The organism is Corynebacterium simulans (genome assembly GCF_001586215.1).
GTDB lineage: Bacteria > Actinomycetota > Actinomycetes > Mycobacteriales > Mycobacteriaceae > Corynebacterium > Corynebacterium simulans.
The window spans coordinates 1,524,747-1,550,875 of the sequence record NZ_CP014634.1 but is presented as its reverse complement, the minus strand read 5'-3'; the positions used below and the strand labels follow the sequence as shown (position 1 = coordinate 1,550,875).

Sequence of the window (26,129 nt, the reverse complement as noted above, 5' to 3'; positions counted from 1 at the left end):
TTTCTAAGGAAAAGGATGAATCACACACAATCTACGCCAGAATGGCAGCCACTTTTGACCTGGCTGACTCAATCTGTGCGTAATTACCACGACAAACCCACTTCCCATTCCGGCAGTGAATGGCGCCGCACCCGTGCTTTCCTTCGCCGCGGTAATTCGCAGTCTACGGAGCACTACGCCTATCCATTCATTTTTCCTCTTTTGCCTGCCGATGCCAGCCCCACCACCCGCACAGTAGCGCTTCGCCTCGCAGCTCTGGTTGCGGAATTCGATGCGGTACCGCACATTGATTCCCAAGAAACGGGTTTCCGATCACTCGGACAATGGTGCAACCTCATCTCTCGCAAATTGGCTCCAGAACAAGAAACGCTAGATCCTCGCCATCCGGATGCTGTAGCCAGCAGGCTCGTCTCATTACATACGCAAAACGTGGATGAAGCTATCACTACTATTCGTCGTATCGCCGCACTAGCAGGGAACACGAAGGACACACCTCCGCTACCTGTGTATGACCTTTTCCGGATTTTCTTCCGATGGGGCAATGGCTTCACAGAAAGCTCTCAACGCGTTCGCCGCAGCGTGCTCCAGAACTACTACTCCGGTTTTTCCACCTCCGCTTCTTCCTAAACCACAACCTTCGAAAGGATTTTTCCCATGTCGCGTCACCTCACTATCAATATCCTGTCCAGCATTCCATTCTCCAACCTCAATCGCGATGACACCGGCGTTCCAAAGCGCACGATGCATGGTGGAGTTCTCCGTGCCCTGCACTCCTCGCAGTCCATCAAGCGCGGCGTCCGCCTGCGCTACGAAGATGCTTCCGGCAACATTTCCATCCGATCTGGCAAGTTGGCAGATGAGATTGTCACAAAAGCTGTAGAGCTAAACCCAGAACTGGATCAGAAAGCTGCACTAAAGGAAGCCAAGAAGATTATTGGCACGTTGACCAAAGCAACGGCTTCTGAGGGAGAATCTGACCGTTCGACATGGTTGTCTGGTGAGGAACTCCTCACAGCAGCAACAAAGATCGCTGGTAACCAAGAGTCTGAGGACTCAGGCTTCATTAACGGCACTAAGACGGGATCCCTGGCAATCGCCGCATTTGGCCGTATGTTCGCCAACGCCCCAACCAGCAACACCGAAGCCGCAATCAGTGTTTCTCCGGCAATTACTACCCATGCCGCTACCATCGACACCGATTATTTCTCCACGGTCGATGACATCCGTGAGCGTAACAATGACTCCGGAGCGACGTTCCTAGGAGTTAGCCAATACACCAGCGGCATCTTCTATCGGACCGTAACGATTGACAAAGTGCAGCTAAAAGAAAGCTGGACCGGGTTTGACTCTGAAGACGCTGCGCAAAACCTCAGCGAACTACTCCGTGCTATCGTCTACGGCCAGCCACGAGGTAAAGAAAACAGTACCGCACCTTACACGCTCCCAGCTGTTGTCTTCGCAGAAGAACAGCGTGCCCGCGTCGCATATGACTTTGAACAGCCAGTTACTCCACAGGGCGATGGTGGTTTTCTCGTTCCTTCAATTGAAGCTTTGGCAGAACAGTACCAACAAGCTCGTTTCTTTGACCCTGCCAACTTTGGCCCTGTTGAAGTACTGTCCGGCACGCACAAGGATCTTGACGGCAAACTAGGACACCTCTCGCCCGTCTCTCTCGATGACTTCATTATCCAGGTTGTGGAGTGGATTCTCGATGCCTAGTTCCACCTATATCCGTCTTGCGGGACCCCTCCAGTCGTGGGCGGGTCTGGCTGTATCGGGAAATTTTGTCCGTACTGAGCCTCGCCCTACGCTCAGCGCGCTCCGTGGGCTACTGGCTGCGAGTCTAGGTGCGAAAAGAGGGCAGTGGCCAACGTGGATCGATGACGTGCATTTCACCTTGCGGGAGGATAAGACTCCAAAATATGTTGATGATTTTCACACCATCGGTGACAGGGAAGATGAATTTACTTTCCGACGGCGCCTTGCAATCATGCAGCAAATGAAGGCTACCTCTGTGAAGCAGCTTAAGTTCACCCCTGCCGTGGGTGCGACTTCTATCAGCCGACGCACGTACCTAGCCGAATCTGAATTCATTGTACGTGCCACTCTGGAAGGCCACACGGAGGAGATAGATCAGGCTTTTGCCAGCCCTGTCTTCTCTGTTTATCTAGGTCGAAAAGCTTTTCCAGCAACGTTCCCGTTCTATCTGGGAACTGGGCCAGCAGAGATGCTGTCGCTCATCCCCGCCCTTGCTCCTAACGCGTCGAGTAAAGCGACTGTGCGAATCTTTGAACCATCGCTCGGTTCCGGAGTGTCCCCAGAGAGCATGAGTGTTCCCGCTGTTGCGACCCGAACGGACTGGCTCAAAGGCATCAAGGAGCTCAGCCTGCACCGCCACTCCACCATTCAACGGTAGCCAAAAGCGGTAGGCCTTGTTGACCTACCGCTTCGCTTGCCTCCACGTATCGCGGAGAAGGTGGTTCCAATTCAATGAAATATGAACTACCTCCGCATCAGCGGAGAGCCACTCTGAACAAATCTAACGTATTCCCGACGAAAGATGAAGAATATGATCACCACTCGGTATCTAACCAAAGCACCTGCACACGCTCTCTTAAGTGTGGCTGCGAATAGTGCTCGCCGTGTGAGTCCCGCAAGTCTTAATAGCCCAACATTTCGTCATCGCGCAGTCATGGGTCTTTTCCCTGCATTCGACGACGCCAATCCACGTTCCGCTGCAGAAATTCTTTTCCGTTTAGAGACCCCGGCAGGACAGGCTCCGTATTTTCTTATCCAGTCTGCTACAGAGCCCACTGTCTCGAGCTGTCCAGACATTGTGACTAAGCAAGTTGAGCTTCAGGCTCCGCCTACTGGAACTTCAGTAAGTTTTCGCATTAGTCTCAACGCTATTCGTCGCGAGACATTCACTAATGCTTCCGGTAAGCGTTCGTACAAAGTTAAGCCCATCCCGTTGGATCATGAGGATACGGAACGAACCACATTTGGCCCCTGGCTGGCACAGAAGTTATCTCCCGCCTTAGATGCTGTGGAGGTTACCAACCACCGGCGCGCTGTACTCAAAGATCCTAAGGCTGAAAAGGGGCGTATGACGCTACAAATAGATGCTGTGGATGGCATCGCCGTAGTACGCGACACCGCAGCACTCGTATCCATTTTGACTACTGGAATCGGCCGAGAAAAGGCTTACGGCTGTGGTCTACTATCTATCCGCGCTCTAAGTTAGGAACCCCATGCCTGCCACCCATTCAACGTTTTCTTCCGTGTGGGCCAAACAACATAGCCTCGAAGAAAGCTACCCTTTGCTTGCCCATATGTGTGATGCCGCTTCCATGGCAGGACAGCTCTTCGATCACTGGTTGAGGCCAGGCTTGCAGGGCTACCTTCGCGAAGAGCTGGGGCCACACGCACGTGAAATCGTAATGTGGCTGGTTGGCACGCACGACATCGGCAAAGCGAACCCCTTCTTTCAAGGCCAACTACTTACTCATGCGAGGCAGCGTCCTGAAGAACGCAAAATCTGGTCTTCTGTAAGAAACCGGATTGTGGAAAACGAAGAGCTGGGTTTTAAGCTCCCACCACGTGCTTTGCGAGGACTTCACGATGTCGCCGCATTTAGACGCCATGAGCAGGCTTCAGCTTCCTACCTCCTTGGCAGCCTCACGGTGGATGCTTCAGCAACTCAAGCCTGGCGCTGTATCCCAGCTATGGGTCATCATGGAAGGTTTGATACTCCAAACTTTGGCGGCGATCGCACAGGTACAAAAGAGGCACTGTGGAACACGGCTCTAGCCAGCAATGGGTGGAATACTGCCCAAAAAGTTTTAGACCACGCGCTTCGCGAAGCCTGCGGAGTAACAGTGTTCCCCGATGAAGTTCCAACGTCGGCCATGATTCTGATCAGCGGACTAACTGTTGTGGCCGACCGCCTGGTATCAGCCCACGAATGGGTAAAACAGTCTCAAGCACGGTGCCAAACAGCCGAACTAGACTTGACACAGCCGAAGGAGTGGATACTCACACAAGCTGAACCTGCTCTAGCTCGTATTCGAGAACAACTTGGTATCTATTCCGATTGGCCCAGCGCTGAAGACGCGCTAGAAGCAATTCTTCAAGGCTACGAACCACGCCCTGCACAGCGAGAAGCCATGACCGATCCTGATGGTCTATTCACGATCATGTCAGCTACAGGTTCCGGTAAGACTGAAGCCGCTATCCTACGCCATGCGCAACGTAAAGAACGCATGTTGTTCCTACTACCCACGATGGCGACCTCGAATGCATTGATGAAGCGTGTACAGAGAATCTTTAGTTCGACTCAAAACACTGCAGCGCTCGCACACGGAATGGCCACCATTGAGGATTTCTACTCCCGCCCCGTCACCACCTTCCGCGACAGTAATCCACTGGAAGACGTCGGCGGACTCGTACCAGCTGAGTTCGTGCGTTCAGGAATGGAACGCATGCTGGCCTCTATCACGGTAGGCACCGTGGACCAAGCGCTTAAAGCAGCACTTCCGATGAAATGGACCCATGTCATTCTGTTGGCGCTGGCAAACGCGCATGTAATTATTGATGAGGTCCATACGCTAGATCCTTATCAAGCACAATTGCTCAAACCATTGATGCAATGGCTAGGTACCGTGCGAGCACGCGTTACCCTTCTCAGCGCCACGTTGTCGCAAGAACAGTGCAATTCACTCGCATGTACCTACACCGGGTACCCGCTGGAAACAAACATTGATTTTCCCTCGATCCTCAGCCACAACTCCAGTTCCTATACAGCCACTCCGTTGGATTCAACGCCATACACGCTGACTTACGACATCACCATCGCAAACCCGTCTCAGATAGACGCACATGTCAACTGGGTTCGACGCATGCGTGCGGAGTATCCGATTGCTCGCATCGGGGTCATATGCAACCGAGTTGACTGGGCACAAGAGATATCCCGCAGGCTTAATGAGGCAGGCGAAGACGTCCTGCTTCTACACGCTGCGATGACTGCGGGACATCGCCAAGCTGCTGCCGATACGCTACTTCGCACGATTGGTCCACATGGAAACGGTGAAGGGATATGTGTTGTAGGTACACAAGCCATTGAAGCATCATTGGATATTGACCTTGATCTACTCAGCACCGACCTATGCCCGTCCGCTTCCCTCATCCAACGGGCCGGTCGTGTCTGGCGCCGAAGAGACCCACAACGCAAGCACCGACTTCCTGGGCGTGACCACATGCATCTGCATATTGTTGCCCACCAGAATTACGAGCACCGTGAGAATCTTCCCTACATGGAGGCTCTACTGAACCGCACGCAACGCTGGCTGAATTCTCATAACGGAAGAATTGAATTCCCGGTCGAGTGTCAAGACTTTGTCAACACAACATCAATTACTCTCACAAATATCAACGATGACCAAGACATTGATGCCTTTGCCCAGGATTCCAGGAAGCACATGGCAGCGTCGAATATTCAAAGCAACCTGGAAGCCGTTCTAAAAGAAGACGTTCGCCTAAGCGAGCTAACCAAGCTCACAGAAGGAACTACCGCACTCGAGGATCTCCGTACACGTTACGTCGAAGGAGAAACTGTACGTGCTCTCGTTCTCGATGACGCTGGCACAATTCCGGGTGCCATAACCAGTATCGATTTAGAACTCACGAAGCCCACTCAGGAAGATCTGAAACGTATTCTCCGCTCAAGTATCAACCTACGTCAAGGCTCTTTTCCTCCCGAAGATCCGCGTTTTCTCTCGAACCCGTGGGAGACTTCCCTACTGCAGTATTTCAGAATCGTTGATCTCTCCGACAACTACGATCCAGCCCTTGGACTCATCTACGGAAAGGCACACTCCTAATGGCTTACTCCGAAGACGCCATTACGTTTTCCACCATTCCAGCAGACCACCAAGTCCGCTTGGAAGACCGTGTCAGCTTTGCTTATGTGGAGCGTGCAGCTATCCGCCAGGACCGTACTGGTGTAGTGGCCTATTCGGTTGTTGACAATTCAGAATTAGAGCAACGCATCCAACTCCCTGTAGGCGGACTTGCAGTTCTTATGCTCGGACCTGGAACCTCCATTTCTGCAGCCGCTGCTACCTCATGTACTCGTTCAGGAACGACCATCATGTTCACTGGCGGTGGTGGAGTGCCGGCTTATACTCACGCAACCCCACTAACTTCCTCGGCGCGTTGGGCAATTGCCCAGGCAGCTCTCGTCTCTAATGAAGCCCACCAGCGAAAGGCTGCAATCAAGCTCTACCAGCGGCAACTAGGCATCGAAGAAATTGCTGATGCTCCGAGCATTTCCATCATGCGCGGACTTGAAGGCCGCGTAATGAAACAGACTTATCAAACCCAGGCGAAGAAACACAGGATCAAGAATTTTCGGCGCAATACTGCTAACGATGACCCAGTTAATCAGGGACTCAACCTAGCGAACTCCATGCTCTATGGATGCGCCGCTTCTGCGTGCGCGGCAATAGGTGTCAATCCTGCCTTGGGCATCATTCATCGAGGTAATGCTCGTTCATTGCTCTTTGATCTGGCTGATCTGTACAAGCCCACAATCTCAATCCCACTGGCTTTCGCCTGTGCCAATGAGGAAGATCCATTACCAGCGCTAAGGAAGCAACTACGCCGAGAGATCCATCGAAAGAACTTACTCGTCGACATGCTGGAAGTTCTCACAGAGGTACTCACACCCCACTTACCTTCACGTGATGACGATCGACTCGTCTCTGGGCGCGGCGATGAAGTCGCCGGGCATACACAATATGGACGGCGCTGAATGTTTCTTGTAATCACAACCACCAGCCTCCCGGACCACATGCATGGCTACCTTTCGCGTTTCCTTTCGGAAGTAGATACCGGTGTTTATGTAGGAAACGTTTCCCGTCGTGTCCGCGATAACCTGTGGCGACGGCTTTCCAATGCCATCGCCGACGGCAGCCTAACCATGATCAACGAGGACCGGACCCGCGAACAGGGCTTTGCAGTCAACACTATGGGACCGCGACGCCGTACAATCATTGACATGGACGGCCTTTTACTTGCGTGCACGTTTTCGCGAGAACATACGCAAAACCGCACCGAGACAAACTAAAGTTTGAAGCGTCCTGGGTTTAGTTCCGCTTCTTTTACGACCCTGTGTTGATGGGCTGGGTGAGATAGTACTCGGTTTCTACTTCCTGTGGGGTGGCGTAGTCCAATGCTTCGTGAAGCCGCTTAGTGTTCCACCAATGCACCCACCGCAAGGTGGCCAATTCGACTTCTCCGACCGACGTCCACGGACCTTGGGCATGAATCAGTTCCGCCTTGTAGAGACCATTGACGGTCTCAGCTAGAGCATTGTCATAAGAATCGCCGACTGTTCCCACACTCGGCCGGATTCCGGATTCCGCGAGAGCGGTGGAATACTTCAGTGACACGTACTGGCTGCCCCGATCGCTGTGGTGAATCAGCTGGTTTCCATGGATTCGCCCTGCAGTCGTTAACGCATGCTCCAAGGCCTCCATGGGTAGCGCATCGGTGCGCATCGTTGAGCGTGTAGCAACACCAACAATCTTTCGACTGTAGACATCCACGACAAACGCGGTGTAGGCGAATCCTGACAGGGTGCGAACGTAAGTAATGTCGGCAACCCACAGCCGGCCTGGTGCTTGTGCACGAAAGTCTCGCTGCACTAGGTCCGGGCGATGATCCGGTGCCTTCGGGCTGATCGTTGTCACGGGGGTTCGTCCACGTCTGCGGCCGCAAACACCTGCTAGCTTCATCAGACGTGCAGTCTTATCGCGACCAATATGAAAACCTTCACGGTTCATCGCGTGCCACATTTTGCGGATACCGTAAACCGAGAAATTCTCCGCATGCACACGCTGTATCTCTGGGATGAGAAGGCTATCGCTTAAGGCCCTTGCACTGGGAACACGTGTAGTGGCTTTGCGGTAGCCGCGTGAAGTGATGAATCCACGATCTGCTTGTTTGAGGACTCGGCAGATGGCCCCGGGCCCCAAACTGATCCTTATACGCGTCGATGTAAGAGATCATTTGGTCGTGGGTCGGCCTGGTTCCGCTGCGAAAAAAGCCGAAGCAGTCTTAAGAATCCCGTTTGCTCGCTTCAGCTCACGGTTTTCGCGGCGCAAACGCTTGAGCTCTTCTTCCATCGTTTCGCCGCCTGAAGCGCCAGAGTCATCACGTACTGAAGCGCTGTCACGGTACCAAGCCCGCAACGTATGGTGAGACACTCCAAGCAGCTCACCGACCTCCGTGTAGGCACGTTGCAGTGAGCAGGACTCCAGGCGGACCATTTCGATGATCTGATGGACCGCCTTCTCCTTGAACTCAACGGAATACTTTCTAGGCATAGTTCAATCCTTCCTTAGCTGAGGTAGGAACTAAACCCAGGACGCTTCAGTTCGGGCATAAATTGGTCGCGCCTTGAGATCGGATTTCGACATCCGATTGCCCACGTGTTCGCTCGTGACTACCTGGACAGCTGTAGCCCCAGAAGCAGTCGTCACAGTACGGATAGACGGGCTCACAAAAGATCACACTACCGTCCGCCCCACACCCCACCCCTTAGTGCGGAAAAATACCCAACCCCAACACCAAACCAGCAGGTCTACGCGTCAAGAGTTAAGTCGGTCACACCACAGTGAGCCAAGCCAGGTTATAATGCGAGTGTACTGGTGTTATAATACAGATTTATTGGTAAGGTGATAGCTCATGGCCCTGGTCGGGAAAAGGGTCCTGAAGGTGGCGGGACTTATCGTGACGGCAATCGTTGCACTTGCGGCAGCCGGTGCTGGCGGTTGGGCATGGTACACAACCACGTATCACTCGCGTCTTGTGAGATCCCTGGAAAAGGCTGGCTATCAAGAGCACCGGGTGAGCGTGGATCATGTGAAGCTCAATGTAGGGGTAAGCGAGCCAAGGGACGGTTCCCCTATTGTCCTTATCCATGGTCAAGCGAGCGGATGGCGCCAGTACGGTTACGCTTTACGTGACCTCAGCAAGGACCGCCAAGTGTATGCCATCGACGTTCCAGGGCATGGCAAGTCTGAACGCCTTGAATCTTATCGAGCGGTGGAGGTCGCAGACGTCCTATCTCGTTATATAGAGACAATTGGCCAACCCGTCGTATTAAGTGGGCATTCGTCTGGGGGTCAATTGGCCGCGTTGATTGCTGCGCGTCATCCAGAACTGGTTAGCTTCCTGGTGTTAGAAGATCCGCCGCTATTTGCCACAGAGCTGCCTGAGGCGCGCAATACGTGGAATTATCAGGACCTAGCTGTCAGCACTCATGAGTTCTTGTCTTCAGGAGAGACCGACTGGCAGGCTTATCAGTGGCGCAGCCAAAAAATGTGGCAATACTTTGGGGACTCTGCTCAGGGGTTCATCGGTGATGGACTCGCATATCACTCTCGGCATCCGGGCGCCCCGATAGCTCTGTGGACCATGCCTCCCGAGATGAATGAGGCACAGGTGTACATCATGGATTATGACCCAGCGTTTGGTGATGCCTTCTTTACGGGTCTCTGGAACGAAGGGTTTGATCAAGAAGCAACACTTGCGGCGATTCAAGCGCCAGTTACCTATATTCATTGTCAAGCGCGATACGACGGGGAAATCCTTCAAGCTGCGGCCAGTGATGAGGACGCCGCCAGGGCCATGGATTCTCTTCCCGCCGGTGCCGTTAAAGTCGAGGCTGACTCGGGCCACAACTTCCATGTAGAAAAGCGCAAGGAGTTCGTAGAAATTCTGCTGGCCGGCGTAGGCTAATCCGCGTGCGCTTCTCCTGAGTTGGATCATTTTAGTGCGGAAGTCAGGGTTCGGTGATGGCGTGGACGAGGTTTTGCACTTCGGCTGGTAGTGGCGTGGCCGCGTGGATTGTTGTGTCTTCGACTCTGAGTTCAAAACTGCGATACTTTTTGAAAGTTCGCACGAGTCGTTTAATGCTTCGTCCGGTTGCTGATTCCATCATTCGACTTACTGCGAGTGTTGCCATGACGATATTGAGGTGCGCATTAATCGAGCCCTCGGTTCGGGCATAAATTGGTCGCGCCTTGAGATCGGATTTCGACATCCGATTGCCCACGTGTTCGCTCGTGACTACCTGGACAGCTGTAGCCCCAGAAGCAGTCGTCACAGTACGGATAGACGGGCTCACAAAAGATCACACTACCGTCCGCCCCACACCCCACCCCTTAGTGCGGAAAAATACCCAACCCCAACACCAAACCAGCAGGTCTACGCGTCAAGAGTTAAGTCGGTCACACCACAGTGAGCCAAGCCAGGTCGGAACTATACGGAAAGGCATATGGTGTGACATATGTTCTAACATGTGGCAGTTTCAACGTCTGCACATATTTACCCCCACCTTGCGCCGCTTTAGGCGTTTTCCAGTGCCCGATACACGGGGTAGGCCGGGTGACTCCGAATTCCCGCGCTAGTGCGGCTTTCGACCCCCGCCAGCACGCACTGCTTAAACTCCGCTATCTGGCCCGGGCTTAGGGCGGGCTTACGGCCCTTGTACTTGCCGCCCCTTTTTCGCCGGCGCGATACCCTCCGCCTGGCGCTCACGAATAATGGCCCGCTCAAACTCCGCAAAGCTACCGAGTATGCCGAGCATTAATTCCGCATGCGCGTCGGACGTGTCTTTCGCAAACGTGAGATCCTCGTGCAGGAAAGTAACAGTCACAGCGCATCTATGCGCGCACTACCGTGGGATAAAGGTGTATGAAATCGACTTATATCATGCAAACCGCAACATGAAGCGTCCTGGGTTTAGTTCCGCTTCTTTTACGACCCTGTGTTGATGGGCTGGGTGAGATAGTACTCGGTTTCTACTTCCTGTGGGGTGGCGTAGTCCAATGCTTCGTGAAGCCGCTTAGTGTTCCACCAATGCACCCACCGCAAGGTGGCCAATTCGACTTCTCCGACCGACGTCCACGGACCTTGGGCATGAATCAGTTCCGCCTTGTAGAGACCATTGACGGTCTCAGCTAGAGCATTGTCATAAGAATCGCCGACTGTTCCCACACTCGGCCGGATTCCGGATTCCGCGAGAGCGGTGGAATACTTCAGTGACACGTACTGGCTGCCCCGATCGCTGTGGTGAATCAGCTGGTTTCCATGGATTCGCCCTGCAGTCGTTAACGCATGCTCCAAGGCCTCCATGGGTAGCGCATCGGTGCGCATCGTTGAGCGTGTAGCAACACCAACAATCTTTCGACTGTAGACATCCACGACAAACGCGGTGTAGGCGAATCCTGACAGGGTGCGAACGTAAGTAATGTCGGCAACCCACAGCCGGCCTGGTGCTTGTGCACGAAAGTCTCGCTGCACTAGGTCTGGGCGATGATCCGGTGTCTTCGGGCTGATCGTTGTCACGGGGGTTCGTCCACGTCTGCGGCCGCAAACACCTGCTAGCTTCATCAGACGTGCAGTCTTATCGCGACCAATATGAAAACCTTCACGGTTCATCGCGTGCCACATTTTGCGGATACCGTAAACCGAGAAATTCTCCGCATGCACACGCTGTATCTCTGGGATGAGAAGGCTATCGCTTAAGGCCCTTGCACTGGGAACACGTGTAGTGGCTTTGCGGTAGCCGCGTGAAGTGATGAATCCACGATCTGCTTGTTTGAGGACTCGGCAGATGGCCCCGGGCCCCAAACTGATCCTTATACGCGTCGATGTAAGAGATCATTTGGTCGTGGGTCGGCCTGGTTCCGCTGCGAAAAAAGCCGAAGCAGTCTTAAGAATCCCGTTTGCTCGCTTCAGCTCACGGTTTTCGCGGCGCAAACGCTTGAGCTCTTCTTCCATCGTTTCGCCGCCTGAAGCGCCAGAGTCATCACGTACTGAAGCGCTGTCACGGTACCAAGCCCGCAACGTATGGTGAGACACTCCAAGCAGCTCACCGACCTCCGTGTAGGCACGTTGCAGTGAGCAGGACTCCAGGCGGACCATTTCGATGATCTGATGGACCGCCTTCTCCTTGAACTCAACGGAATACTTTCTAGGCATAGTTCAATCCTTCCTTAGCTGAGGTAGGAACTAAACCCAGGACGCTTCAGTTGCTGTTCAGGAAGACTCTTCTCCGCGCACGCGGAGGTATTTCTCGGTAGAGCGGGAATCGTGTCCACAAGAAGGGCTCTTCTCCGCGCACGCGGAGGTATTTCCGAGCTCACCACAGCCCTAGCCGACTACATGGCCTCTTCTCCGCGCACGCGGAGGTATTTCCGAGATACCGGAATCCGCCTACCTCATGGAGCTCTCTTCTCCGCGCACGCGGAGGTATTTCCGGCTTGGTGAAGGTGCACTTTGCTAAGAAGGCCTCTTCTCCGCGCACGCGGAGGTATTTCCCAGGAATGTCCACCCAGACCACGCCTAAGCGTCTCTTCTCCGCGCACGCGGAGGTATTTCCGTTCAACTCGAAGGCGTTTAAGGCAGCCCACCCTCTTCTCCGCGCACGCGGAGGTATTTCCAAGCTTCACCGCGCTCTAGCGCACATCGCTGCCTCTTCTCCGCGCACGCGGAGGTATTTCCTAGCCCATGGGCTACACGCCACTTATCACCATCTCTTCTCCGCGCACGCGGAGGTATTTCCCAGACTCGCGCCGCGAACATCATCATGAAGTGCTCTTCTCCGCGCACGCGGAGGTATTTCCATGGGTGTGAGGGGTGGCGGTAAGGCGTGTGCCTCTTCTCCGCGCACGCGGAGGTATTTCCAGCAAATGCGCCCGGCTGTAACACCATCACTCCTCTTCTCCGCGCACGCGGAGGTATTTCCACCGCCTTTCAGGTAGACCACCTACACCCACGCTCTTCTCCGCGCACGCGGAGGTATTTCCAAGCTGCGCCACACGCTCACCACCGCGCAACCCTCTTCTCCGCGCACGCGGAGGTATTTCCACCATCCACGGTCAGGCGGTTAACCAGCGTGGCTCTTCTCCGCGCACGCGGAGGTATTTCCTATCTTTGTATCAGGTGATAGGCCTGGTGTTTCTCTTCTCCGCGCACGCGGAGGTATTTCCTATGAATCCTCGGTCATAGCTTTCGACGAAGCTCTTCTCCGCGCACGCGGAGGTATTTCCCGGCTTTTTCACCCCTTTGATGTTTGTTCGTGCTCTTCTCCGCGCACGCGGAGGTATTTCCTACCAGGAAGCTGACTACCGGCCCCCGCGCTTCTCTTCTCCGCGCACGCGGAGGTATTTCCGGGGTTGAATAGCCGCGCACCGTGGCGGATACCTCTTCTCCGCGCACGCGGAGGTATTTCCGGCTCGCCGCCCGGCATGTGCTCCCAGTACCACTCTTCTCCGCGCACGCGGAGGTATTTCCACCCTTGTTGTCTTCTGCCTGGCGGAAGAACACTCTTCTCCGCGCACGCGGAGGTATTTCCGCCGGCACCTTCATGCCTAGCACGCGGGCACCCTCTTCTCCGCGCACGCGGAGGTATTTCCTTAATGCCATTAATCAGGCCGTTGATGATGTTCTCTTCTCCGCGCACGCGGAGGTATTTCCCCCTCATCATCGAAGACGTAGGCCACGAGCCGCTCTTCTCCGCGCACGCGGAGGTATTTCCCATTACGGTCCAAGGTGTTTAACTCCAGGCGCCTCTTCTCCGCGCACGCGGAGGTATTTCCTAAATGGCATGGGGAACCAATAGATTGGACAACTCTTCTCCGCGCACGCGGAGGTATTTCCCACAACCAGCGTTAGGGTCACCATGGCCGACTCTCTTCTCCGCGCACGCGGAGGTATTTCCCACGGCCCGCCGCTCGGAAGATGGGGCCGTGTCTCTTCTCCGCGCACGCGGAGGTATTTCCAATACGGGTGGTGAAGCCTGTAAGCTGTAGCGCTCTTCTCCGCGCACGCGGAGGTATTTCCGGGCCATAGTGCATAGCCTCCACGACTACGGGCTCTTCTCCGCGCACGCGGAGGTATGAAGCGTCCTGGGTTTAGTTCCTACCTCAGCTAAGGAAGGATTGAACTATGCCTAGAAAGTATTCCGTTGAGTTCAAGGAGAAGGCGGTCCATCAGATCATCGAAATGGTCCGCCTGGAGTCCTGCTCACTGCAACGTGCCTACACGGAGGTCGGTGAGCTGCTTGGAGTGTCTCACCATACGTTGCGGGCTTGGTACCGTGACAGCGCTTCAGTACGTGATGACTCTGGCGCTTCAGGCGGCGAAACGATGGAAGAAGAGCTCAAGCGTTTGCGCCGCGAAAACCGTGAGCTGAAGCGAGCAAACGGGATTCTTAAGACTGCTTCGGCTTTTTTCGCAGCGGAACCAGGCCGACCCACGACCAAATGATCTCTTACATCGACGCGTATAAGGATCAGTTTGGGGCCCGGGGCCATCTGCCGAGTCCTCAAACAAGCAGATCGTGGATTCATCACTTCACGCGGCTACCGCAAAGCCACTACACGTGTTCCCAGTGCAAGGGCCTTAAGCGATAGCCTTCTCATCCCAGAGATACAGCGTGTGCATGCGGAGAATTTCTCGGTTTACGGTATCCGCAAAATGTGGCACGCGATGAACCGTGAAGGTTTTCATATTGGTCGCGATAAGACTGCACGTCTGATGAAGCTAGCAGGTGTTTGCGGCCGCAGACGTGGACGAACCCCCGTGACAACGATCAGCCCGAAGACACCGGATCATCGCCCAGACCTAGTGCAGCGAGACTTTCGTGCACAAGCACCAGGCCGGCTGTGGGTTGCCGACATTACTTACGTTCGCACCCTGTCAGGATTCGCCTACACCGCGTTTGTCGTGGATGTCTACAGTCGAAAGATTGTTGGTGTTGCTACACGCTCAACGATGCGCACCGATGCGCTACCCATGGAGGCCTTGGAGCATGCGTTAACGACTGCAGGGCGAATCCATGGAAACCAGCTGATTCACCACAGCGATCGGGGCAGCCAGTACGTGTCACTGAAGTATTCCACCGCTCTCGCGGAATCCGGAATCCGGCCGAGTGTGGGAACAGTCGGCGATTCTTATGACAATGCTCTAGCTGAGACCGTCAATGGTCTCTACAAGGCGGAACTGATTCATGCCCAAGGTCCGTGGACGTCGGTCGGAGAAGTCGAATTGGCCACCTTGCGGTGGGTGCATTGGTGGAACACTAAGCGGCTTCACGAAGCATTGGACTACGCCACCCCACAGGAAGTAGAAACCGAGTACTATCTCACCCAGCCCATCAACACAGGGTCGTAAAAGAAGCGGAACTAAACCCAGGACGCTTCAGTATTTCCTTACCAACAACGGTATTTACCCCGAAGACTCCTCCAGGCAGTCATAGGGGAAGTCCATCAGCGCGGTGGCGTCGTCAGTGCTAAATAGCTCATCGAGCGCAATTTTGAATTCGCGGTGACGGGCGTTTGGGATATTCAATCCGCTGTATCCCGCGAACATGAGCATCCCAGAAGGCATAAGCCGGGCTGTTCGCTTATTGCCGTCGAAGTGGAACTGGCTACGTTTAGCAGAGCAGAAGTAGGCGAGTCCACGTTCAATTGGGGTATCAAGCAACGCCAGGGAGTCGAGAAACTCAGAATGTGCAGCATGCAGCTCCGCAGCTGGATCAAACTCAACAAATCTACCGTTCATGGGGTGCACCCCACCACCGTCACTAGTTACTGAACCATCACCACGAAACAGCCGGGCATCAAGCGCTTCGTGCCACGCGACCGCGGGCTTGAACCCCGGACGTGTCCACTTTCTGGGGTCAGGCCCGGGCTGCTTTTCGACAACTATGTGAAGTTGACTGGATCTCAGTAGTTACCCTGGGAAAACATGCCGCTTGGTTTACTCTCCTTTGTGAGGGGGCATGACGCGATCCCCCATCCCCGATGCTCCCTCTCTGATAGCTCCTGCGTCGAGCGCCGTATCCCCCTCGGCTGCTCCGCAGGAGTCATCACCTCATTTACGGGGCAAGTAAATCTTCGATTCGTGCGATGTCGCGCCCCGTTTTTGGAAGAATGCGGCTATGGACACCCAAATTCAACGTCGCAGCCTTATCGCTTTTTACTTCGGCACAAAGGTCGCTACAGCCAACGTCACCAGCGAGCAGGCGATCCACGGTGTCGCACGTCGTGCCTACGCTGATCTGCAACGCACCCTACGCGGTTTCGGCACCCACCAATCACGCTCCGAACTCAAGAGATCAACGATTGCCTCGATTCAATCTTTCGTCGATAATCTCGCCACCATCGACTCACAAGCCAGCTTCGATGCCCAGCACGACCACTGGTGTCGTACAACCTGCGACAAATTCGCACACCATGAGCATGGCAGCCGGCCGTTCTCCTTCCACTACGGCCAAGCCCAAAAGTGGCTGAACATGACGCTGAAATACCTCGCCGTCCTCGACCACCCCGATGTGCAGCGCCTCTATCCTTACCTGCACGTCCCTGTCGATCAGTACGTTTACAAGGAAGCCGCCAGCGCAGGTGTCACACGCCCCGTGGCGCCCAACGCCTGGTCAACACTAACCTCCGAGAAATACATCGACTACCAACACAGACTCCGACAAATGGTGGAATCCACCGGCAAATACACCTGCCCTCTTGACTGGGAAGCTGCCGTTTGGATTGATAGAACCAGCACGACCACACCATAAGACAAGGAACCTCAACATGTACAAACAATTCCGCCCCGAAGACTCCCCCGCCCATACGCGCCGTTTAATTTCTGCTACTTGCTGCGGGCTAAGAGCGGGCTTGCGGCCTTTGTACTTGCCTGCCTTTTCGCTCACAGGCGAGAACTCTCATTTATGAGACATTGGGAATCCCGCAATTCTCATTCCACCAGCGAGAGTATTCCACATGTTGTAGGGTGCGGCTCATCTGAGAAGCGGGATGTCAGGGTAGTGTGTACCATCGCTTTGGTCCGCCTATCGATACAGAAAGGTTCTATCATGAATCGAGTCACGCTTCTGACAGTTGCGTCTCTAATCACTGCAGGTATTGCCCCCGCAGCTTCTGCCGAAACGGTTGAACAAGCAGAGAAAACTCCTGTTTGGTCTGAAGAGCAATTTGATAGGTCTCTTAAGGAGATCACTCCTGAAGAGAAGAAGCAGCTTGAGCTAATTAGTAGCGTCGGTGAACATATTGATTACGACGAGGAGGGTAACCTCAAGTCCGATCTCAACGATGATCAGCTCCGTAGTGACTATGGTTTTGAAGACAAAGATGTCAGTTTTTTCCACTCAGTGCTTGCTGAGGATGAAAGCATTGTTCAGCACCAGGAAAACGAGCCAAAAATTGTTACTACATATGATCACAAGCTCGGCCACATATCAAATAACGATCTGAAGGTTGGGGCGGCTGCAACTCTTACCGCAGCGGCAATGGAAGGGCCAGCTGCTCTTGAGGCGGCATTCTTTGCTTGGGGTGCTGTAACAGGCGGGCCGATCGGAGCTGCTATTGCTGCCGCTGCCGGTGTTCTTGGGGCAGCTTATTTTATCGATCTTGCTGCTAAAATCACAGGGGCGGTCGTGCAGGGTAAAGGTATTACCTGGTATTCTAAATGGGGATTTCCGCCAATTACCGCAGAGATTGAGGATGACTAATGCGGATGGATAAAGATCCAAAGTTTATTCGCTTTCCAGAATCTCTGTGGGCTTTTGTCACTATATTCCCCTCGGATATTATTGAGAAACATGGAGTTGAACACTTTTTCAATTCTGGATATTTGTGGATCTATTCAATATTGGGAGCAATCCTTTTTGGTATTTCCATGATCATGGGTGAAAAAGCGGTATCTCCTTGGATGCATCGTGTGCGTTCCATTTTCCTCTTTGCTGCAACGATAGCTATTACAGCTTTCTTCCCTAGCTTGGTTGGGCGAATAGTCGTAGCGTTCCTAGCCATCTGCTACTTTTTCTGGCCCAATAACCATATAGCCTTTCGTCGAGCAGCGGCCTGATCGGTGTTTTAACTGGAGCTAGCAGTCTATTAATCACTTGATAAAAAGTGATAGGATCTTGCTAAACTGTCTTCCAAAATTTGGCCACAGTACCCATGCGGGTACTGTGGCCAAATTAGTGCATCTATCAAAAGGGTACATAAGGGTTAAGTGGCTCTTCCGGTTTAGTGATCGAGGACAGCATAGTTATTGGCGACAATGTTGATACTGATGGAGCTTTAGCTCGAGCTATCGGTGCGGATTTCCTCCTTTTTCACGCACGCCAAGATGGGAAATGGGCATAAAAGGAAGACTGTCCACAAGTCGGCACAAAACTGCGCTGCTTTAGGCGTTTTTCAACGCCCTCTTAACCGTTGGTCTAGAGACACCAAACTCTCTCATAGTGTCTGGAATAGACGGATACTTCCCAGTCTGAAGCAGAGTGTCATCGAAGTAGTTGGCAATCTGTCGAGCGGTGGCACGACCTCCAGTGGCACGCTTGATGTTCGTTTCTTCCAACGCTGTACGCCGTACTTGGACGTACTCACCTTCTGGGTCTGTTTTCCAGCGTTCTTCTGCTTTCTTGCCGCCTCTGCGCCCCATAGTGGCCAGTGCTTTACGCTCACTGCTCGTGGCTTGACCTGGCGCGTTAGAGCCGCTGTAGGCATCACTCTTGGAGAGGGTGACATACCCACGCACGCGCCTTGCCATGGTTTGGCGGTCGCGCATGGGTGGCATCTCGTTGTCGCGGCCTGCCCCGCCGTGGGTATATGCGACGTTGTAGCCGTGCTCGTAAGCATTGATGATCGCTGCGTCTGTCAGGCGTTGTCTTGCCGGCGCAAGCGGTGACCGGTCTTACGCGCATGCCTAAAGGCTGCTTCGTCGCGTGCTGCGGTTCCTTGGGCAATCCCGAGAACGCGCACGCCATCGATAAGTTCCGGGTCGTACTGGTCGAGTCCACCGGCGATTTCCGCGTCTACGCCCTTGGCAAGCGCTTTGAACGCCAGGTACCCATGATGGTCGCCCTAATTGTCCTCGGGGCCCATCACAGGAACCAACTCGTACACCACGCTAACGGACGCAATCGCCGACGGTTACGCCATCGAGAAGCATGCGCTCACTGTGCAGCTCACCGCTGATGACGCGCGCGGCGGTGGCAGCGAAGGCGTCGCTAAGCCGGCGTGCTCAATGTGCAGTTCATAGCCCAACACCGTCATGACCTTGTACAAGCCGCCACAGCCCGCTACCAGCGCACTACCAACACGCTGCAATTTGTCCTAATATGGGGCAAATGAATGCGGAGACTCTGTGCTTGGAAACCACGGCAATTGAACAGTCCTCTTATCTCGAACAGGCCCCTCGCCTAAGCCTTGACCCAAAGACTCGCATCCTGGATATCGCGCTGCCAGACCTCATGGAGCACGAACTGAAGCAACCGCAGTGGCGCGTCGAATCCCACTTCATCGATCGCCCACACTCCGTCCGCGTCTTCGAAGCCGGCGAGCGTCTGCGCGTGGGCATTCCCGGCCCCTTCAAGTCCATCCAGGTAACCCTCATGGACGGCGAGGAACCACTCGCACCGGAGTTTAACTTCACCGGCATCAGCAGCGATGCACCGTTTATCATCCACGATCAGTCCACGCTGCTCGCCCCACAGGGCACCCTGGAGGATGCCACGCCGCTAGCTATCTGGGCGGGCTGGGAGTTTGGTCCACTGCCACAGCGCGTAGAGGTGCCACAGCGCGAGCCGGTGGACATCGATAAGCAAGTGTTCTTTGAGTGGGACTTTTCCGTAAAGACCTTGACCAATGCGCAGGGCTTGGACGGCGAGCCGATTTATACGCACTCGCCGAAGGTAACGCTGCACCAAGAAGGGGAGTGGCGCCTCGATTTGGTCTATGCGCCTGTCGACGGCGAGCAGGAAGAGATCTCCGAGCAAACCCTCGGCACCGGCGTGGCAGAGGCGTTTCCCTCCGATCTCTACGAGGATCCATGGGTCGGCCGCTACGAGGTCTCGCTGTACCACGAGGACACGCTTGTCGACGTCCGCTTTATCTCCATGGCCGAGGGCCTGCACATGCGCGCAAAGAACGAGGGCCCGCGCGGTACCGACTTCCGCTTCATCGATGCTTTGGGCAAGCACTCCGCGTTTGGTTACCTGCTCGCCTCGCCGCCGAAGAAGCCCATCGTGCTGGATAAGAAGGCACGCACCTTCCAGGAGACGGAGGTTTCCCGCCGCGAGGTAGTGGCCAGCGAGGCCGGCTACGAGCTGGAATTCGACGTCATCCCGGAGGCCCTTTTCACCCGCGTCAAACGCATCGGCTTGGAGCCGACCATCCACTACGAAAAGCCGGTCATCCTGGCAGGTCAACTGGACCAGGATGCCCAGTTCAGCGTCCATTCCCCGCGCCCGCTACCGCTGGCGAAGTTCGTCACCATCGACTCCCGCCAAAAGATCAAGGAGCTCGCGCGTACCTCCCGCACCACTCAGCCGGTGCGCAACCTGTCCGTGCCGAATGGCGCTTTGGTCAGCGCCGTGCGCAAGCAGGCTTCCTGCGAGCTGTTCCTCATGTGGTCCACGCTGTCCTACGAGGATTACCTCGCCGAGCTGCCTGAGAAGGAGCGCGCCGCGCACCTGAGCCGCAGCATGGAGCGCCGTGTGCTGGAGTACGAGGCATCGGCTTCCTCGAGCCTCATCTATGCTGCGCTGGCTACCGTCCGCAAGTCCCCATTGGCCAGCCGCGGCCTGATTGGGGAGGGCATCGAGATCGAGCAGAACCTCGAAGAACCCGTTGACCTCGTGGGATGGGCGTGGCCTTTGGCTAACCCAACCGTTGCCCCAACCCGTCTTGAGCCAAACGAGGCCGGTTTCGAAGCTCCTGAGCTCGAGGGCACTTTGCTTGTCGACGTCCGCGAGCTACAGGCTTCCTCCAACCTCGCCGCCCCGGCGCGCCCGTCGAGCGCCTCACTCGTAGTGGGCACCGACGCCGCCGAGCCGGCCTTGGCCTCGAAGGAGTGGACCCCGCTCGAGCTCTGGGATGCTTTCCGTTCCCTGCACGTGCTCTCGCAGCGCAGCCCGAATCCGCGCCTGCAGGCGATGTTCGACAGCATCATCGACAATCTGCGCCTCGACCCAGCCGCAGCCGTGCAGGCACTGGGCCAGTCTGGTGTGAGCGTTAACCAGCAGGCTCGCTCCCTGGTGCGCACCCGTTTGTTCCACATGGACGTCGCCAGCGATAACCCAGCAACGGATAACTACCCGGGCCTTTTGGGCGCCGTCGCATCCGATGCCGCGCTGCCGGAAAAGCTCGCCACAGCGCGCACCTCGGGCGTCGACAGCCTGACGCGCCCGATGCTGCTCGCGGCCGCCACCACACCGAGCCCTTCGCCTGAGGTAGATGACCTCACCAGCGAGGCCGCCCGCATCGTCGCGCTGCGCGAATGCTTTGCCAACAACGGCCCGCTCGATGCCCTGGGCACCGTGGAGAAGCTGCGCAAGGATGCCACGGCCCTGACCTCGATTGTTCAGGAAGCCGGCGTGGACATGTCCGTGAGCCACACGCTCATCGCGCTGAGCGCCTTTGGCAGCGGCAACACCGCCGACGAGCTCAACGCCGCCGCGTGGATGCCGTATATCTCCTACGCCTTCGCGCTGGCCTCCCGCGCGGTGGCGCACGGCGCTATCCCAGAAAACGCCCTGCTGAAGGAGGACATGCCCATGCTTGCCGACGTCATGCCGCTCGCCCCCCGCCTCTTCTTCTACGACCTCGTGACGGCCGAAGCTCTCTTCCGCGATCGCGACATGTGAGCGCGTGAGGTGTGCCACAATAGGTGAGCATGAAGGTTATCTCCACGAACGTCGCTGTCCGCCGCCCCGAGCCGCATGGGCGACACGAGTACACGGGCATCGATAAGCAGCCACGCCCCTTCCTGGACCTGGAGATACCTGGGCCCAACTACGGTGACGGCTCCGGCGTGGTGGGGGATTCCATCGGTGACCACGCCCACCACGGCGGTGCCGAGAAGGCCGTCTACGCTTATGCCCGCGAGGAGCTCGACTACTGGGAGGGCACGCTCAACCGCGTGCTGCGTGATGGCTACTTCGGGGAGAACCTCACCACCGAGGGGATCTCCTGGCCGAATATGCTGATCAACCAGCAGATTCAGGTGGGGGAGTGCGTGCTCGAGGTCTCCATTCCGCGCACGCCCTGCGCCACCTTCTCCGGCTGGATGGACGAGCCCGGCTGGCTCAAGTCCTTCACTGAGCGTGGCGATTGCGGTTCCTACCTGCGCATCATCGAGCCTGGCCGCATCACTTCTGGCGATGAGATTACGCTCATCGGCCGCCCCGACCATGACATCACCATGGGCATGGCCTTTGCCGCCAAGATGGGGGACAAGGAGCTAGCCCGGCGCGTCGTCGACGCCGGCTGCCTTGCCGCAGTCCACCACGATCAGCTGGTCAAGCGCCTGCAGCCCCGCGGTTAGCTAGCCATTCATAGGTTGTCGCTTGTGAACCGCGCGTGCCATCCATACGCACGAATCGTGCCTTCACCAGTGACTTCAGCGCATATCGGACCTGCGCTCGAGTAAGGTTTGTGGCTGTTTCTATTTCGCCGATAGACAGCGGTTGTGCCGCCGTACGCAGCGCCTCCGCTACGCGCGGGGCGTTAACACCCAGGCGTTCCAAGGTCACTGGTGCATCCACTCGTCGTTCCGGGCCGGTGCCTGATTCCTCCTTGCGTAGTGGCTCCCAGATACGGGCCTCTCCACGAGTGTCCGGCCGCCACATCTTCACCGTAAATTGCACGCCAGAATCTATCAGGTCAGGCTCCGGTAGTCCTTGCTCTCGCGCGGCATCCAGCATGAGCTGCACGCCGCCGCCTTCGCCCTCAATAACAAAAGAGCCATCGTCTGCTTTGAGATATCGGCACAGTCTATAGAGCCGCTGGTTAATCTCCTGGCGCGCCAGATCTCTCGACTTGAGCTGTTCAACCGTCAGATCCCGTAGGCCTCCTGGACTGGAGATAACCATCTTGTCCGGTAGTAGGCGGACATCAATCGATTTACCCGCACCCAACGTATTTGGCCCAAGATCACGGTGCACCAATGCATTAGCCACGGCCTCTCGAATGGCCGGAAGGGGAAGTTCAGGAACTTCCACCATTGATCCGTCCTCTCGATATCGCCGTACGGCGGCTAAACGTTGCCTTACCCATCCCATTACCGAGTTCAACAGCACCGGAACGGGCCCCTCAAAGGTCTCCAACCCCAGCACTCGCCCGTGCTTCGAACCATTTGGTAGCCTTTGCGCCACCGTTACTGCTAAGGAGGGAAAATGTCCTTGGGGATAGAAACCCAGCGCATACAGGCCAGCAAGGGTCAGCTCTCCAGTCGCGGTCGTCACCGCTAGCGCCCGTAAGACGTCCTCATCTTGAGTAAGTCCCGATAGTCGCCGATTCTTTTTCCGCGCCTGAACCAAGAAATCTTGCACCACGTCGCTATCTAGGTCTGCAAGGCTCGTGCCTTCCACAATCGTCGTGTCATAGGACACTGCCTCTTCGGCATGCAGCTTTGCCACGTCCATCATGCGCAGCTCCGAGGCACTCATACGGTAGTCCCCATCAGCCATTCGAAGATACGCTTCTCCCCTGTAGATAGCAGGCTTATCAATAATCGGAAGACCCGTAACCTCCGCAATCACGACATGCGTGCCATCTATTGCCACACTGTCGGTATGCACTGTGACTGGAGGGGTGATGGCATGACGCGCCTGCGAGGCCAGAGCAGCCTCCATCTCCGAAGGATTCTCAATGCCAGTGACAATGAATCCTTCCTTCTCATTGACACCGAGAATGATAAGGCCGCCACTCGGCATGTTTGCGAACGCGCACAATGTCTGCGGTAGAGAGTCCGGAATGCCCCCTTGAGCGGTTTTGACCTCGACTGTTGTTGAATCACCGCCGCGCAACTCAAGCTCAGCCAATAGCTCTCTCAGCTGATTCTCGGACCAATTGTTCACGATGAATACCCGCCCTCAATGTTAACAATGACGGCTCAATGCTAACTTCATTCCTCTTCAATGACAAGAGTTCTCATTGATCTTCCCATTGAGGTGTCATTGACATTCTCATTGAGGCCAAATTATGGCCCTGAAACCCCGTATGTTTAAGCTTTATCTAGCGCATAAACCGCAATGAGTGGTTGGATAAGAGTTATCCAACCACTCATTTGCTGTCTGACGAATGGATAGCCTCTACAAGCCTCACTACGTTACCGAGAGCTGGATCCCCGAATCAGGCTCCGGCACTCCCCGGCGCGATAAGGCCGGAGGCCCTTTTTAGGTCTATGTCCCTGACCATCTTGCTAGTAAGGCGTGGACTTTTCCCCAGAACTCACCAGCCGGGCAGCGCGTATCGAGCGAGACATTTTGGGGCTCAACCGCCATGCGGCTTCAGGCCAGTTGGAGTCTGTGGCCCGCCTGCTCATGCGTTCTGAAGCTATTTCTTCCTCACGCATTGAGGGTATTGCACCCAACGTCGATAAGGTTATCCTCGCGGAACTCGCCCAAGTAGAAGAAGTCCGCGGCTTTAAGGAAGGCGCGGAAGAGGTTGCCCGTAACCTTACCGTTCTGCGTTCCATCGAGCAGAGCTTTGCCACCGAACCGACAATCTCCATCGAGCTTCTTGAAAAGCTTCAAAGAGAGTTGATGGGGGAGAAGGGTTCTATTCCCACTGGACTTCACACTATTCAAAACTGGATCGGAGGAGGTAACCACACACCTATTGGTGCCGAGTTCATCCCAGCACCCCCACGCCTAGTCCGTGACCTCGTTGAAGACCTGTGCCTTTACCTAGATGGCGCTTAGCACGGTGCTCTCATCCAAGCCGCGATTGCTCACGCTCAATTCGAAACGATTCACCCATTTTCAGATGGCAACGGCCGTGTGGGCCGTGCTCTCATTCATGGGATTCTTCTGCGTCGCGGACTTACTGAATACACCATTCTGCCGGTAAGCCTCCTCCTCGGTACGCGGTCCAAATCGAAAGCTACCTGCCTTTTCGCACCATCGAGCGTTGTAAAATCCTCACCATGGAGCGCACGTATAAGTGGGAGCATGTCGAGACTCCTCTCATCCGGAACGAGGCCGCAGTTCATTTTTTAGGAGCCGGTTTGACCGCTTCCGGAGTGCAATACGGCGATGGATACGAGGCCACGTGGGAGCTGCGCGCCGCGGAGAACTGGGTGACCGAACGTGTGTCGGTGAACGTTGAAGGCGACGGATGGGGGCGAAGCCTCGAGCTGTTTAGGTCCGAGCAAGGCGTGTGGTCGGCGGAAACCAATGAAGAGGGCGCCCAGCCTGAAGATCTGCCCTCCCCCGGTATCGTCCAGTCAGCCGACCTGAAAGCCGCACTCGATTGCGATCTCGGTCTGTGCCCTCTCACCAACACAATGCCTATTCGTCGCTTGACGCTGCTTGAGACTCAGGTTCCGAAAACGCAGCTGATCATGGCTTGGATTGATATGCCGTCCCTCCAGGTGATCGCATCAGACCAGTACTACAGCTCCGTCGATGCTGAAACTGTCCGATACAAAAGCGGAACACGGGGAGTCGACGTCGAGTTGGAGGTCGACGGTGACGGAGTGGTCGTACACTACCCTGATCTCGCACGGCGGGTCTGATCCGGAAACAACTCTAACTAAGCTGGGCGGTATGAACGACCTGACCATCGCGCCTGGCCCAGGGATCCCCGGGGGTCTGGTCATCGTCGCCGCCGACCTGACGGAGCGGTTCGCGAAGTCGTCGGGACCAGGCGGCCAAGGCGTCAATACTACGGACAGCAAAGTGCAGCTTTCCGTCGATATCGCTACGTGCTCATCGCTTTCCGACGCCCAGCGTCGCCGCGTCCTTCACAACCTCGAGCACCGCCTAGACGGCACCGTCCTTACCGTTACCGCATCGACCCAGCGATTACAGGTACGCAACCGCGCCGAGGCACGCGAACGCATGGCCGCCCTCTTGCGCGAGGCGCTCGCTCCGCCTCCTCCTCCGCGGCGCAGGACCAAGCCGACGCGGAGCTCGGTACGACGCCGTCTCGAAGCGAAAAAGCGGCGCTCGGAACTCAAGTCCACGCGACGGCGGCCCCAAATTCCCTAGTTCGAACCATCCGCGTGCATATCCTCACGCTGACGGA

At 55.7% G+C, this 26,129-nt stretch carries 19 protein-coding genes, 6 pseudogenes and 1 CRISPR repeat array; of the genes and pseudogenes, 18 read left to right on the top strand and 7 right to left on the bottom strand.

Annotated elements, in window-relative coordinates:
- Positions 1–15: 15 nt before the first annotated feature.
- The 7 genes from WM42_RS07330 to cas2e all read left to right on the top strand — a co-directional run bounded on the left by WM42_RS07330 (position 16) and on the right by cas2e (position 7,126).
- Positions 16–627, top strand: a complete 612-nt coding sequence (locus WM42_RS07330) for a type I-E CRISPR-associated protein Cse2/CasB (protein WP_061925333.1) — start codon at positions 16–18, stop codon at positions 625–627.
- A gap of 27 nt (positions 628–654) precedes the next feature.
- Positions 655–1,719 (top strand): type I-E CRISPR-associated protein Cas7/Cse4/CasC, encoded by a 1,065-nt coding sequence (gene cas7e / locus WM42_RS07325; RefSeq protein ID WP_061925336.1) that lies wholly within the window; start codon positions 655–657, stop codon positions 1,717–1,719.
- Positions 1,676–2,416, top strand: a complete 741-nt coding sequence (cas5e, locus tag WM42_RS13870) for a type I-E CRISPR-associated protein Cas5/CasD (protein WP_371440784.1) — start codon at positions 1,676–1,678, stop codon at positions 2,414–2,416. The genes cas7e and cas5e overlap by 44 nt, the downstream gene beginning before the upstream one ends.
- 144 nt (positions 2,417–2,560) lie before the next feature.
- The gene (cas6e, locus tag WM42_RS13025; protein WP_082787651.1) at positions 2,561–3,244 is read left to right on the top strand and encodes a type I-E CRISPR-associated protein Cas6/Cse3/CasE; all 684 of its coding nucleotides are present in this window, start codon (positions 2,561–2,563) and stop codon (positions 3,242–3,244) included.
- A 7-nt stretch (positions 3,245–3,251) separates the two neighbouring features.
- A complete protein-coding gene (locus WM42_RS07315) occupies positions 3,252–5,879 on the top strand; it encodes a CRISPR-associated helicase/endonuclease Cas3 (RefSeq protein WP_062036621.1) in 2,628 nt (875 codons plus the stop codon).
- The gene (gene cas1e / locus WM42_RS07310) at positions 5,879–6,811 is read left to right on the top strand and encodes a type I-E CRISPR-associated endonuclease Cas1e (RefSeq protein WP_062036619.1); all 933 of its coding nucleotides are present in this window, start codon (positions 5,879–5,881) and stop codon (positions 6,809–6,811) included. The genes WM42_RS07315 and cas1e overlap by 1 nt, the downstream gene beginning before the upstream one ends.
- Complete coding sequence (gene cas2e / locus WM42_RS07305; RefSeq protein ID WP_049147286.1) at positions 6,812–7,126, top strand: type I-E CRISPR-associated endoribonuclease Cas2e; 315 nt, start codon at positions 6,812–6,814, stop codon at positions 7,124–7,126.
- Between the two features lie 34 nt (positions 7,127–7,160).
- Here cas2e and WM42_RS07300 read toward each other — a convergent pair.
- A pseudogene (locus WM42_RS07300) lies at positions 7,161–8,387 on the bottom strand (IS3 family transposase).
- A 361-nt stretch (positions 8,388–8,748) separates the two neighbouring features.
- Between WM42_RS07300 and WM42_RS07290 the strand changes: the two are divergent.
- Positions 8,749–9,804, top strand: coding sequence for an alpha/beta fold hydrolase (locus WM42_RS07290; protein ID WP_062036617.1), 1,056 nt, complete (start codon positions 8,749–8,751; stop codon positions 9,802–9,804).
- Between the two features lie 43 nt (positions 9,805–9,847).
- On the opposite strand, the pseudogene WM42_RS13865 reads toward WM42_RS07290, so the two are convergent.
- The 3 pseudogenes from WM42_RS13865 to WM42_RS07280 form a co-directional block, all read right to left on the bottom strand.
- Positions 9,848–10,111, bottom strand: a pseudogene (locus WM42_RS13865) (IS1634 family transposase); the annotation flags it as partial.
- Between the two features lie 302 nt (positions 10,112–10,413).
- A pseudogene (locus WM42_RS13800) lies at positions 10,414–10,723 on the bottom strand (recombinase family protein); the annotation flags it as partial.
- A 101-nt stretch (positions 10,724–10,824) separates the two neighbouring features.
- Positions 10,825–12,051, bottom strand: a pseudogene (locus WM42_RS07280) (IS3 family transposase).
- A gap of 66 nt (positions 12,052–12,117) precedes the next feature.
- A CRISPR array of direct repeats spans positions 12,118–13,975; the repeat unit is 29 nt; unit sequence CTCTTCTCCGCGCACGCGGAGGTATTTCC.
- A gap of 44 nt (positions 13,976–14,019) precedes the next feature.
- On the opposite strand from WM42_RS07280, the pseudogene WM42_RS07265 reads away from it, so the two are divergent.
- A pseudogene (locus WM42_RS07265) lies at positions 14,020–15,246 on the top strand (IS3 family transposase).
- A gap of 54 nt (positions 15,247–15,300) precedes the next feature.
- Here WM42_RS07265 and WM42_RS07260 read toward each other — a convergent pair.
- Positions 15,301–15,636, bottom strand: a complete 336-nt coding sequence (locus WM42_RS07260) for a hypothetical protein (RefSeq protein WP_062036613.1) — start codon at positions 15,634–15,636, stop codon at positions 15,301–15,303.
- A gap of 379 nt (positions 15,637–16,015) precedes the next feature.
- Between WM42_RS07260 and WM42_RS13400 the strand changes: the two genes are divergently transcribed.
- The 4 genes from WM42_RS13400 (at position 16,016) to WM42_RS13860 (ending at position 18,239) form a co-directional block, all read left to right on the top strand.
- On the top strand, positions 16,016–16,648 hold the full coding sequence (locus WM42_RS13400) for a hypothetical protein (protein ID WP_062036611.1): 633 nt from the start codon (positions 16,016–16,018) through the stop codon (positions 16,646–16,648).
- Between the two features lie 297 nt (positions 16,649–16,945).
- Positions 16,946–17,599 (top strand): hypothetical protein, encoded by a 654-nt coding sequence (locus WM42_RS07250; protein ID WP_062036609.1) that lies wholly within the window; start codon positions 16,946–16,948, stop codon positions 17,597–17,599.
- Positions 17,600–17,604: 5 nt separating this feature from the next.
- Entirely contained in the window at positions 17,605–17,955 is a 351-nt protein-coding gene (locus tag WM42_RS07245) for a hypothetical protein (RefSeq protein ID WP_141740984.1), read from the top strand.
- Positions 17,956–18,122: 167 nt separating this feature from the next.
- Positions 18,123–18,239 (top strand): HAD hydrolase-like protein, encoded by a 117-nt coding sequence (locus WM42_RS13860; protein WP_141740985.1) that lies wholly within the window; start codon positions 18,123–18,125, stop codon positions 18,237–18,239.
- 40 nt (positions 18,240–18,279) lie between these two features.
- Here WM42_RS13860 and WM42_RS13680 read toward each other — a convergent pair whose 3' ends face one another.
- A complete protein-coding gene (locus WM42_RS13680; protein ID WP_235591227.1) occupies positions 18,280–18,663 on the bottom strand; it encodes a helix-turn-helix domain-containing protein in 384 nt (127 codons plus the stop codon).
- Between the two features lie 562 nt (positions 18,664–19,225).
- On the opposite strand from WM42_RS13680, the gene WM42_RS07235 reads away from it, so the two are divergent.
- Positions 19,226–21,742, top strand: coding sequence for a hypothetical protein (locus tag WM42_RS07235; protein WP_062036605.1), 2,517 nt, complete (start codon positions 19,226–19,228; stop codon positions 21,740–21,742).
- A gap of 29 nt (positions 21,743–21,771) precedes the next feature.
- Positions 21,772–22,422, top strand: a complete 651-nt coding sequence (locus WM42_RS07230) for an MOSC domain-containing protein (RefSeq protein ID WP_062036603.1) — start codon at positions 21,772–21,774, stop codon at positions 22,420–22,422.
- Here WM42_RS07230 and WM42_RS07225 read toward each other — a convergent pair.
- The gene (locus WM42_RS07225) at positions 22,397–23,956 is read right to left on the bottom strand and encodes an ATP-binding protein (RefSeq protein ID WP_062036601.1); all 1,560 of its coding nucleotides are present in this window, start codon (positions 23,954–23,956) and stop codon (positions 22,397–22,399) included. The two genes, WM42_RS07230 and WM42_RS07225, sit on opposite strands and share 26 nt — an antisense overlap.
- 223 nt (positions 23,957–24,179) lie before the next feature.
- Between WM42_RS07225 and WM42_RS13795 the strand changes: the two are divergent.
- The 3 genes and pseudogenes from WM42_RS13795 to arfB all read left to right on the top strand — a co-directional run.
- Positions 24,180–24,976 (top strand): annotated as a pseudogene (locus WM42_RS13795) (Fic family protein); the annotation flags it as partial.
- 50 nt (positions 24,977–25,026) lie between these two features.
- The gene (locus tag WM42_RS07210) at positions 25,027–25,617 is read left to right on the top strand and encodes a putative glycolipid-binding domain-containing protein (RefSeq protein WP_201057350.1); all 591 of its coding nucleotides are present in this window, start codon (positions 25,027–25,029) and stop codon (positions 25,615–25,617) included.
- Between the two features lie 31 nt (positions 25,618–25,648).
- A complete protein-coding gene (gene arfB, locus WM42_RS07205; protein WP_062036597.1) occupies positions 25,649–26,092 on the top strand; it encodes an alternative ribosome rescue aminoacyl-tRNA hydrolase ArfB in 444 nt (147 codons plus the stop codon).
- Positions 26,093–26,129 lie beyond the last annotated feature (37 nt).